This window comes from Paenibacillus sp. VTT E-133291 (genome assembly GCF_002264395.1).
Lineage (GTDB): Bacteria > Bacillota > Bacilli > Paenibacillales > Paenibacillaceae > Paenibacillus_AQ > Paenibacillus_AQ nitricinens.
In genome coordinates this window covers 36906-49140 of the sequence record NZ_NFVA01000052.1, presented here as the reverse complement: position 1 = coordinate 49140, position 12235 = coordinate 36906, and the positions used below count along the sequence as shown (strand labels likewise).

The 12235-nt window shown below is 43.9% G+C and carries 9 protein-coding genes; all 9 read right to left on the bottom strand.

Features of this window, described 5'->3' with window-relative positions; translation table 11 throughout:
• Positions 1-361: 361 nt before the first annotated feature.
• The 9 genes from CA598_RS19690 to CA598_RS19645 all read right to left on the bottom strand — a co-directional run bounded on the left by CA598_RS19690 (position 362) and on the right by CA598_RS19645 (position 12221).
• Positions 362-1405, bottom strand: coding sequence for a YeiH family protein (locus CA598_RS19690; RefSeq protein WP_094877585.1), 1044 nt, complete (start codon positions 1403-1405; stop codon positions 362-364).
• Between the two features lie 231 nt (positions 1406-1636).
• Complete coding sequence (locus tag CA598_RS19685) at positions 1637-3616, bottom strand: ATP-dependent DNA helicase (protein ID WP_256990562.1); 1980 nt, start codon at positions 3614-3616, stop codon at positions 1637-1639.
• Between the two features lie 206 nt (positions 3617-3822).
• The gene (locus tag CA598_RS19680; protein ID WP_094877584.1) at positions 3823-5328 is read right to left on the bottom strand and encodes an alpha/beta hydrolase family protein; all 1506 of its coding nucleotides are present in this window, start codon (positions 5326-5328) and stop codon (positions 3823-3825) included.
• A 429-nt stretch (positions 5329-5757) separates the two neighbouring features.
• Positions 5758-6723 carry a pectinesterase family protein gene (locus tag CA598_RS19670; protein WP_094877582.1) on the bottom strand — a complete coding sequence of 322 codons (966 nt, stop codon included), beginning with the start codon at positions 6721-6723 and terminating at the stop codon, positions 5758-5760.
• A gap of 27 nt (positions 6724-6750) precedes the next feature.
• Complete coding sequence (locus tag CA598_RS19665; RefSeq protein WP_094877581.1) at positions 6751-7641, bottom strand: dienelactone hydrolase family protein; 891 nt, start codon at positions 7639-7641, stop codon at positions 6751-6753.
• Positions 7642-7652: 11 nt separating this feature from the next.
• Positions 7653-9014 carry a glycoside hydrolase family 28 protein gene (locus tag CA598_RS19660; RefSeq protein ID WP_094877580.1) on the bottom strand — a complete coding sequence of 454 codons (1362 nt, stop codon included), beginning with the start codon at positions 9012-9014 and terminating at the stop codon, positions 7653-7655.
• A gap of 22 nt (positions 9015-9036) precedes the next feature.
• Positions 9037-10158: a glycoside hydrolase family 88/105 protein gene (locus CA598_RS19655; RefSeq protein WP_094877579.1), complete on the bottom strand. Its 1122-nt coding sequence runs from the start codon at positions 10156-10158 to the stop codon at positions 9037-9039.
• 42 nt (positions 10159-10200) lie between these two features.
• Positions 10201-11304 carry a glycoside hydrolase family 88/105 protein gene (locus CA598_RS19650; RefSeq protein WP_094877578.1) on the bottom strand — a complete coding sequence of 368 codons (1104 nt, stop codon included), beginning with the start codon at positions 11302-11304 and terminating at the stop codon, positions 10201-10203.
• A gap of 41 nt (positions 11305-11345) precedes the next feature.
• The gene (locus CA598_RS19645; RefSeq protein WP_094870936.1) at positions 11346-12221 is read right to left on the bottom strand and encodes a carbohydrate ABC transporter permease; all 876 of its coding nucleotides are present in this window, start codon (positions 12219-12221) and stop codon (positions 11346-11348) included.
• Between the last annotated feature and the right edge of the window lie 14 nt (positions 12222-12235).

The window sequence follows — 12235 nt, the reverse complement described above, 5'->3', positions numbered from 1 at the left end:
ACACTGTACACTTGACAGGGAGCACTTCACCCACCCTGCGTCTTTAAAAAGATTCAATTATTTTCCGGGAAGTTGTCGTTAATTCGCTTTTAAAGCACAGTGATTGCATCCTACCCGTAACTTGCACTAAAGAATACTCCTTCATCTAGTTTGCCACTTCCGGCAATGGAATCCCTATACTTCTGTACCATCTACTCATAAGCAAATCTCTTGCATCTAAATCAATAAAATATCTGTAATTATTGCTGTTATCTTTAGTGGGCCTAACAATATCATGTTACTCGTATAACCTCAGTGTATCTGCAGTTACACCGAGAATAGAAGCAAATTCTTTTTTTACAATTCAATAGTATGCAAAAAATCACGCCAGTCCAAACCAGTGAACTAGGGTAAATCCAACGAAAGACAATAAGACTGAACCTATAAGCCCTGCTGCAAAAGACTTCATCCCTAGTCGTCTAAATGCCGCCAAATCAACGTTTAAACCAAGTCCAGCCATCGCCATAGCGATTAGCATATAAGCAATCGTTACAATTCCATTTGCCACTGATGCTGATACGACCCCTAATGAGTTCACACCACTGACAAGTAAGAAACCGAGGATAAACCAAGGAATAGGAATGCTTTTCCATGAGGCTTTGGATTGGCCGCCCTGCACCTTTCTTTCCGCACGATTCGTCCAAATCCCAATTATTATGGCAACCGGAACGAGTAAGGCTACCCGAGTCAATTTAACGATAACCGCCATATCTACTGCTGCATTCCCACCAGCATCTGCTGCTGCGATGACGTGAGCAATTTCATGTAAGGTAGCTCCTGAGAATACACCGTAGCCTAGATCTGACAAGCCTAGAAAAGGATACAAAAAAGTGTATAGCAACGTGAATATTGTACCTAAAATAGCAACTATAGCTGCGCCAATAGCAGTTTCGTCGTCTTTGGCTTTGATTTGTGGAGCAATCGCCACCACCGCCGCCGCACCGCAGATCGCTGTCCCGCAAGCCGTTAAGATACCAAGTCGTTTATCTACCTTGAACAGTCGGGTAAGTCCGTATACAACTGGGATCGTAAAGCCGATTACAATAAGCGCCAGTAGAAATACCCGCGGACCTGCAGCAACAATATCCATTAAATTCAGCCGCATACCCAGTAGGATAATTCCTAGACGTAGCAGCTTTTTGCTGGAAAAATCAGTGCCCTGGGTGATCGTACCCGGCACTCCTACGGTTGCCCGCCAAATAATTCCGATTAAGATGGCAATGACCAATTGGCCCATAATAGAGAGAAATGGAAAGCCTGCTAAATATTTTGCGATTAATGCAATGATTAAGGTTAATCCAATCCCAAGTGCAAAACCAACTTGTTTCTTATTGTTTGATTGGTATAATCCCTGTGAATCCCCCATGTCGTATACACCCCTTGTATGAATCTCTAGATGACGGAGGTATGTAATTCCCTTCCCCCATGAATCAACAATAATACGCCATGGCTCGAAAGTTAAATACCAATATACTATCCGTAAGATTAGGAATCCTTATGCTTGAATTTACATAAAAAAAACTCCTTCGAGAAGCAGCATGCCGGAGCATCCACCTCACCAAAAGAGCGATTGTGTTCCTATATTAAATTTTTAAATTTACACTTCAAGCTTCTGAAGCTTAGTTCCCTTCGGGAGTACAGAAGTTATATACTCGTGAACGGGATGTTGTCCTTCAGCTTCCGCAAGTACCGTCACAATTCCTTGGTCCGTACCCGTTCTGATCAGACGTCCCATTCCTTGTTTAAGTCTTAGCAGCATGTAAGGTAAATCCACATCTTCAAAAGGATTGGAAGTCTCCACACGTTTTGCCATAAATACAGGGTCAAGCGGAGGATAAGGTAGCGACCAAATGATCACATTAGATAGTGAAGGTCCTGGAATATCTAATCCTTCCCACAGTGTCACCGCACAAAGAACACTATGCTCATCCCGTTGAAAAGCTGAGATCAGATAGCTGATCTCCTGATCCCCTTCATAGAGGAAAGAATACTTGCTGGATTCTGCACTCTGCGAGTTGAGCTGCTTGAACTGCAGAAGTTCTTCGCGAGTACGGAATAATAGCAGAGCCCTTCCTTCTGTCTGCTGGATAAGCTTCATAGAGATCTCCATTTTCTCAGCAAAATCACCGCTCTGAAGCTCTGGTACATAGATATTCATCTGGTGCTCATAATCATAAGGTGAGTCTACAGAGAAAGACAGGAAGTCGTGTATTCCAAGACTATCCTTCAAGTATTGGAATGATTTATCCACGGATAATGTAGCCGAAGAGAAAACGATCGGCATTTTTTGCGTGAACAAGCTATCTTGGAGTACTTCCTTAACATTACGCGGCATGACCGACAGTGTTAAGCCATCGCTATCTTCCGTCGCCCAGCAGATTAACGCACCTGAATCCTCAAACAATCTCAACGCGATTTCTATGGTCTCCAAACGTTCTTCGACTATTCGTAACTGATATTCATCAATCGTGTACAGTCCACTTTCGAATACTAATTCTTCTTCGATAGCAGCAATTACACTACGCATGCGATGTACCTCACGGATTAGCGATGCATTTAGCTCAATGCTTTTTCGATCCGATCCAGGAATGGTGCGGCATTGACGACGAATGTGTTTAAACATTTGCTCACTTTGCATAATCGCTTCATCGATAAGAACAGCAAGCGTTTCACGAATCTCATTCTGTAGCAGACGAGAGATTAGTTCTTCAAAGACAACATGCTTCATTTTATAGCCTAACGCCTTCATGGCGGCAGATTCTAACAAATGCCCTTCATCAAATACAACTGCACAATGCTCTGGAAGTAAAGGAATTTGCCCTTCTCGCTTACGCGCTTCATAAGTCCAGACATGCTCCATGTAATAATCGTGGGAACAAATGATCAGGTCGCTTGATTTCCGGTAATGATCACGGGACAACGTTTGTCCACAGCGATGACGCATATCACAAGTAAAACAATCCTGAAACGTATCCCAGTTAATCTTATTCCATTGTTCGTCGTTCAGATCTGGATAATCCCTACGGTCGCCATAGGCATGGAACTGCTGCATCGGTGCATGAGAATGTACAAAATCAGGTAAAGTACCATACAAACTCTCCAGCGGCAAGCTCCCATCATCATTGTTGCGAGCATGATCCAGCTTTTTCAGACACATATATTTATCTGGAGATTTCGCCAGCCTGGCATCGATATTCATATTCAGATGCATCGCAAGCTTGGCAATATCACCCTCTGGCTTCACCAACTGCTCAATTAAGGACTCGTCCGCACAGGCGATAATCGCAGGTTTACCCATATACCGCGCATAGCAAATGCTATATAACAAATACACTAAAGTCTTACCCGTACCGACCCCTGCCTCAGCAAAAATCGTCTTCTTCTCAGCAAAAGCTCGCTCCACCTGAAACGCCATGTAAATCTGTTCATCACGAACTTCAAATCCTGCCTCAGGAAGAATTTCATAGAATACATCGCCGACCCATTCCCCTACTTGCTCCATAAAAGGTCTGGTCCGATCGTATTCAAAAGGATACTGTGTCGCCAACAAGCCTACCTCCAATATTTGATCAGGCATAGCTCGTATGCCATGAAAAATAGAATCAACGGAAAAACTCTATTATCTCATAACTTTGGAGGAATTACAAAGTAGTTCAATTGGAAACGTATTAAATGTCGAGTTTACTTAGACAAAATAAAAACTCCCCTTCAAGTAACGGTTATTTATCAAACCCCTGTCTACTTGAAGAGGTGCTTATCAAAATCAGCAGCCTGTTACGTAATTTATAATAGTGAGGTTACGAACTTCACCTCCGGAAAGCGGCTATTCGGTCCTTTCATTAAGATTCCGCCTTGATTTTTCAGATACAAATCGAAGAAATCAAGCATATAGGCATTGATAACGGAGTTTGCTCTTTCGGGAGCAATCTTTCCGGTAATGCCCAGTATTTTGAATATTGGAGAAATGAACTGTATGTCGGTAAAATTCAAATGCTCCGTATTTTCGATATAGAGGACCTGTCCCCCTTCGTCGACTGTTTGGCGCATCCGTTCAAGCTCCAACTTTTTATCTTCCGTTACTTTATCCTCCCACTCTCTTGTTGAGCCCATACGGTTAAGCTCTGAATCCGTGTAGACCCGGTTATCCATCACCATTTTTAATTTTTCAAATTCGCTTTCCGAGTTGATGAACAAAAACGGCTTACGCAGACCCTCTCTGTCACGCAAACGATAAAGCCCACCATCAAAGTCTATTCCAACCGCGATTCGCGGATCGTAAGAAGCGTCATAGGCCGTCGCTCCGCCGATGGAATGACCGAATACACCGACATTATCGAGATCTATTCTCCCTTTTAGATGACTTGGAATCTTCCCCGATTGGATGAGCTCCAATTGATCCAGTACAAACGCCACATCGTCGGTTAAAACTTTACCTAACTTGTCGCGATTCCCTCTTTCCGTCTGGTAATCATGGTCAGGCGAGAATAAATCGTTGGTTGTGCTGGTCGTGATTCTACCGTCCGGAAACTCGGTTGCAAATGTATTGTAGGTGTGGTCAATCACTGCCACGATATATCCGTGACTTGCGAGATATTCAGCTTGCGCCGTGTGGAGGAACCTGGAAGAGCCGAAGCCGGGATTCGCAAGGATCAGTGGGTATGAAGTTTGTGCAGAAGAGACTTCAGCCCCCGAATACGCATGACTGGATACGTACTTTAGGTGTTGTAAAGTAAACCCGGGAAGGCCATAGTTCGTAGCCATATAACGTAAAATCTGGGTATCTGGAATAAAGGGAGCGTACTTGCCTGTGCCATCTTGAGCCGGATACCATACCTGAACCATCAATTCTCTCTTGCCTGTCGCGGTTTTACTAAATGTTTCCTCCCGGTTTTGGTCTATGAAATGAAAGATTTTCGTGCCTACCTGCAACTCGCCGGATGGTGCCGGAATGTCGGATACAGGAAACACATATAGGAAGCACCCCGTTGCAATTAGCCCAATCACGATAAAAAAGCGGCCCAACACCCTACGAATTCGCGAGGCAGTCCGAGCGACTTTCCGCTTTATGAAAACGTCTGTAAGCGAAAGCATAAGCATCAGGATCGTAAATCCGTATAAAAATACAAGCTGAACCCTGTATCCTTCGACAAGCAAATGTATCACTAAAAAAATGGAGCCTGCTCCGCTTGTCAGGAGCAAAGCAGGTCTTCGAATACGTTGATTTAAAATGAACTGGAGTGCCAAAAAACTAACACTTGAAAAGAATAACAGCATTTCAAAAAACCTCACGACCAACTCCCCCTTTAAATTAATCCTATCAATGGATTAGTATAGAGAAGCTGCTAGGTTGATGCCATTGATCTAGATGACAGTCACCTAACACTTTTGTAAGGTTTCATGACGAGGGCATTAACATTTAAAGCAAGCAAGATATTTTTAGTATTAGGCAAAAGGGAGGGGATAATCATGCATTGGAAAAAGTATTTTATTCTATTGCTGCCAACGATATTAATTGGGCTTTTTTTATTTTACATTCTTCCAGCAATCCAAAGACCTTATGTTTTAATAGTTCCTATGGTATTTTGGTTGATCTATTACTCTTGGACATATTTCAAAAGAAAACAAAAGAATAAACGATAAAGAGCTCATTCATTAAAAACGGCAGCCTAGGACTTTGGTTCACTCGTCCAAGACTGCCTCTCTTTATAGACTAGTCAATTACAGTATCTGCTTCCAAAAATCCGTTCCAGCAAAAACAAACTCTTTATCCAGCGCTTCTTCCCCTTCCTCAAAGCAATCCGACCAGGGAACACGTTGCTTTCGCACATTAGCAGCATCCTTCACGCCAAATTCCTGATAACTTACGGTTAGCTCATTAGCAACATTATTCCAGTTGTCCCAGCCCAAAGGATGAATATGCGAACCCATCTTGCAACCCACAAATGCAGTCTTAGCGTACTCACGCCAAGGACGTCCTAGGAACACTGGAGCAATATCAGGGATGGCTGTTAAGAAGCAATTCTTGAAAATATAACCATGTGCCTGTCCCTCGGGTGTGGAGGCAGCTGTTATATACCCTGTATTGTTTTCATAATGACGTAAACTACGGATTTCACATTGGTCAAAATAAGCCGTTGCACCGCCAAAAATAAAATCGATCGTTCCTTCTATATAGCAATGCTGATACAACTGGCGATACTGGGCATGATGTTCTCTCAGCGGAACGCCTCCGAATGCCCCTCGCTCTCGTGGAGTAGGTGGCAAAGGCCCTGTGAACAACGTGTCTTGATGCCCTTTGAAGGTACAATGTCTGAACACGATTTGGTCACAATGCACATAAACGGCTACCCCCTGACCAATATGTTCTCCCTGCCCAGCACTGTTTGTAATCACCAGGTTCTCTAATTCCAAATGGCTGCCGCCCAGAAATAACGTTGGTGTAGCAAACGTATTGATTTCTTCGCCCGCTTCATCACGCTCTTTGGCATAACGATTCATGGTGATTTCCACGGAGCCAATCCCTATAATCGTTAAATAAGAACGATAAATCCAAACTGTCTCATTATAGATGCCTGACAAAATATAAAGCGTATCTGCTTGGCCCGATGGCTCGCGCTCTAGCGAATCTATCGCCTCTTGAATCGTGTGATAGTCGCAAAAGGATTCTTTGCCTACTACTAGCATCGTTGGTTCAGTTCCCTTCTTTGGATTTTATAGATGCTTCGTCAAAAATTTCTGCCATAAAGTCCGCATTTCCACAGTCTCCATATGCCCGCCACTTGAAATGACAGGTTGCCAATGTTCTGACTTCCCTGCCGTTTGATAAGCTTCGGACAGCCCCCTATCCAAGAGTTCTACTCCTTCAGTGGGACATAGCCGATCATTTCTGCCTACGAGGCTCATTCGCGGGCGGGGAACGATCCGCTTTTGAATATCGAGCGTTGTGAAATGCTTCAATAACCCGGGTACATAAGAATAGTAACCATGGTGATCTAGTCCTCTTACAGCCATTAGGGTATGCGCATCTACTTGACTACAAATATCGACAATCACCCCGACTCGTTCGTCTAATGCAGCCAGCCACCAGGCCATCAAACCACCCATGGACATGCCGACTGTTGCGATTCGAGCTGCATCAATATCCTTACGCTGGCCCATGTAATCTATCATACGAATATTGTCATAGAGCATCATGCCCCACATGACCTGACCCTGCCACAGCATTTCCTTCACTAACTCACTCTCCGTTTTGCCACCACGCTCATTAAACCCCCACATGTCGATGCAGCAAGCCGCATACCCCAACTCCGTTAGCGCTTTAGCAAAAGAGGGCTGTTGTAAATAGGGACTACTCCGAATAAACTCATTGCGTCCATTCGCGTAATTCCCTCCATGAGAATGATTAAAGACAACCAGCGGAAACGGCCCTTCTTTATGTAAAGGGATTGCTACGTAAGCAGGCACCTGTTCAATCCCATTAAGATCCAGTAAAAGGGATTCCAGACTATATCCGTCCCGCTCCTCTTGGTTCATCACAGTTACGGCAATCGGCTTATCCGCCGGAAGATCACCTAACAGTTCCTTCAGTTTATCAGGCTCCATGGTTCCCTCCCTTACGGACACACATTCTGTTCTGAGGGCGAAACCGTAACTTGTTCTACTAGTTTTTCTGGCTTGCTCGTGTTCTTCGAATGACAATTTATGATCTTTATAGCTTCGCCATTTTCAATATAAAAAGCAGGTCCTTCATGATTCTCGATGGTCACCTGATGAAATTGCACATCCCTTGTATTGCCCAGAAAAAATCCGCGATTGTTCATGTTCTCGATCCCTGTCATCATATCCGGTTGCCCGGGAACTGCATTGCGTGCCATGGAGATATCAATATTTGTAAAAGTAATCTCCGATACATACTGCTCTGCAAGTCCATATAAGAATCCCGCAGATGCATGGACATTACGTGCGGTAATATTGGCGAAATGAATTCGTCTAAAGCATGGCGTTTCATCTGTAATCGGATAAGGGTTTTTGTCCCACACATACTTCTCTTTCCCGCGAGGTCCACAGAAATAGTATAGATTTAGTGTGAACGGACAAATGACGTCTTCCATTACAATATTACTGATCCGAATATCTTCAATCGTCCCTCCGCGTCCACGTCTTGATTTCATACGTATGCCCCGATCGGTTTGTTTAAAGACACAGTTACTGATGGTTACATTACGAATATCTCCGCTCATTTCACTTCCGAGTACAACTCCCCCATGCCCATGAACCATGGTACAATTGGTGATCGTGATATTCTCGCATGGAATGCGCTCTTTCGTATCTTCAGTTCCCGCTTTGATAGCAATGCAGTCATCACCCACATCAATATTGCAGTTACTAATCCGAACATTCATACAAGATTCTGGATTAATACCATCTGTATTCGGAGAATCAGCCGGGTTATTAATGGACAGATTATCAAGCGTCACATTGTAGCAGCCCACAGGATTAACGGTCCAGCTTGGAGAATTCACTAGCGAGACATCCTTAATCGTTACACGCTGACAGCTATCAAATCCAATCAAAGTCGGACGGGGGTACTTCAGCTCTTCAGGGCGGTTCCGAAATACATCCCACCATGCATTGCCATTACCATTAATAGTTCCGCTTCCGGTAATCGATACATTGACTAAACCTTTGCCATGAATACAAGGCGTATGAACCTGCTGCTTCACTCCTTCCCATCTACATTCCACAGCTGGGTAATTCACCGGATTCGTACTGAATGAAAGGATCGCTCCTGGATTTAAATTTAATTCAATATTGCTTTTCATAACAATCGCACCCGTATAGTAAGTACCTGCTGGCACATACACAGTTCCTCCACCAGCCTCACTTGCCGCTTCAATCGCACGCGTAATTGCTTCTGTCGCTAACATCCCGCTATTCTTAAGCGCTCCAAAATCCTCAATATTATATACGGACATTCTATAGCCCTCCTATTCTATATCAGATCCAGCCTCTTAATTGCTCGTACTCCACACAAGCTTGCAAGAAAGCACCGACACCCTTTTGGTCGTTAGTGACAATAGGCTCGCTAATGTAATAAGCAAAAGTGCCGTCGCGTTGATCTGCTCCACCTAACCCTGCTACTTGGCAATTCTTATTTAGATTGACCCAGCCTTCTTTGGTTTCGAGTACAAATTCGGCGATAAGTCCTTGGAAAGCGCAATCTAACGGTTCGTACCAACTAGCCTCTAATACGCCTAATCGAATACCTTTTGCCATAGCGTACACGATCATACTGGAGGCGGAAGCCTCTAGATAGTTCCCTTTGCGTTCTCCCAGATTCATCACTTGATACCAGACTCCGGACTCAGTATCCTGATATTTCTTCACAGCAGATAAAGTATCGTTTAGAATACGCACCAGCTCTGGATAATCGGAGTGCCCACTCGGCAATAATTCTAGAACATCTACTAGTGCCATAAGATACCAACCCAGTGATCGCGCCCAAAAGTTAGGGGAGCAGCCTGTTTCGGGGTCACACCAAGGCTGAATACGCTGTTCATCCCATGCATGGTATAGCAGGCCTGTTTCCCAATCCTTCGTATGCTTCTCACACAAGATAAACTGTTTCGTCACGTCTTCAAGCCCCTGCCCTTCTTCAAAAGCTTGCAAGTAGGCTAAATAGAAAGGCGCACCCATATAAAGACCATCTAACCAAATTTGATAGGGATAAATATTTTTATGCCAAAAAGCACCTTCCGAGGTTCGTGGATGTGTTTCTAGCTGCTTTCTAAATAACACAGCCGCTTGTTTATATTTTTCCAGCTTGGTTTCTTTATATAGCGTAAATAATAATTTCCCGTTATTGATGTGATCGATATTGTACTCATCCAAATGGTAGCCCTTAACACTGCCATCCTCCTGAATAAAGTAATCCAGCTGACCTTGAATGAATTGCAGATACTTCGTATCCCCGGTTAGCTTCCACAGCCATTCAAATCCATTCAATACAACACCATAGTCATAGGTCCAGCTTCTGTTGTAGCCTTTATCTTCATAGAGCTTTGGTGTCCTTGCCATGATAGAGTCTGCTGTACGGATTGCCCAATGTGATCTCTTCATCCCAACCCCCTGAATATCATTAAATTTAAGGATACACATGAATCACTCTTGGATTAAGCTCTCCATCTCAACACAAGCCATCACCAACGCGCCTACGCCATGTAAATCATTTTTAACTTTAGGCCGCGTGACGTAACTCTCGTAATCCCCGGCCGAAGTACCAATACAAATGTCTGGCAAGATTAATCTATCTTGCTCATCCCACTGAATGGTTCGGATTAACCCTTCATAACCTTTTCTAGCCGCGGCTGTAGCAACTTCCACATCGCTTACAACGCCATGCTTCACTGCTTTGGCAATTGTGTAGACGAATAAACATGAACCTGAGCTCTCCAGCCAATTATCCGGCTCATGCCCCTTATCTACGACCTGATACCAAAGCCCACTTACCGGATCTTGATAACGAATAAGGGCATCTACGAATTCCCGTAAAGTAGAAGATAATTCAGCTCGTGCTGGATCTTGGACGGCCAACAGATCAAGAAATTGTGATAAGGCGAGACCATACCAGCCCAGCGATCTGCTCCAGAATTCCGGTGAGCACCCTGTCTCCGGGTTTGACCATGGCATCCGGCGGCTCTCGTCCCAAGCATGATACAATAACCCGGTTGCCTCATCTTTCATATACTTACGCATTAACATCTCTTGATGGAGAACCGTATCACGCAAGCTAGGATCACCATAGACATTCGCATATTTTAACGAGAATACGCCTGCCATATAAAGCCCATCTAACCACATTTGGTTAGCATATTTATCCTTATGCCAATACCCACCTTCAGAGGTTTTGTTTAACGTAAGCAATAAATTCTTCAGCTTCTCGGCAGCAATGCGATACTTGAGTTTACCTGTCCGTTTATGAAGATTAAACAGCAGTTGTCCAGCTTGAACAGCATCCAGCTCATCGCGGGCGAAATAAAAGTTACCATATTCATCTACCAAATCATCCACGTATTCCTGAATATAGTTAATATAGCGATCTTCATGATAAGCCTTCCACATAAGCTCCATACCACACAGAAATACACCTTGATGGTAATGCCAACGATGTGCTGGAGGAAGCTCTCCCGCTCTGTAAGTATCCATTAAAGAATCGCATGCCTTTTTGGCCCAATCCATTGGTGTTGTTGGTATCCTGCCAGTCATCTCCAAGCTCCTTCCAAAGAATAATCTCTCTCTTCCTCTTATTAGCCCTTCATAGAACCTAACATGGCACCTTTGGCAAAATGCTTCTGCAGGAACGGATACACCATGAGAATGGGCAGGGTAGCTACCACGATGACAGCCATCTTAATCGTTTGATCCGGTGGTGGAACGGTTGCATCAAGCGTAGCGCTATGGTCCATACCACTTGCAAGGACAACGATTTGTCTGAGCAGCACTTGAATTGGCCATTTCGCACTATCATCCAGATACAGAATAGCGCTCATGTACGTATTCCAATACGTAACCGAATAGAACAATCCAATAGTCGCTAAGGCTGGCAGGGATAAGGGCAGGACAATCCGGAACAAAATGCCGAAGTCGTTGCAGCCATCGATTTTTGCGGATTCCTCCAAGCCCTCAGGGATATTTTGAAAAAAGTTCTTTAAGATAATCATGTTAAAAGCACTAATGGCTGAAGGTAGAATGAGTGCTGCATAAGAGTCGATAAGACCTAATTCCTTTACTACCAAGAACGTTGGAATCATTCCTCCATGAAATAGCATCGTGAATACGACCAGGAAGTTAACCACCTTACGTCCATCCAGATCTTTTCTAGCCAGCGCGTAAGCCATCAGAGAGGTAATAAACATACTGAAGATTGTTCCGATTACTGTGACCCCGATGGAAACTCCCATCGCTTTAAATAATGTGTTCGTAGAAAAAATGAACTTGTACGCTTCGAGACTCCATACTTTTGGAATTAGCACAAATTTATTCGCTGCAATCTCGGCACTAGTTGTGAAAGATCCTGCTACAACGTGCACAAAAGGGAGCACCGTCACCAAAGCAATAATGGCTAACAGCGTAAAATTTATTGCTGCAAAAATTCTACCACCGATTGTTTTATCCTCTACCATTTCGATTCCTCCTA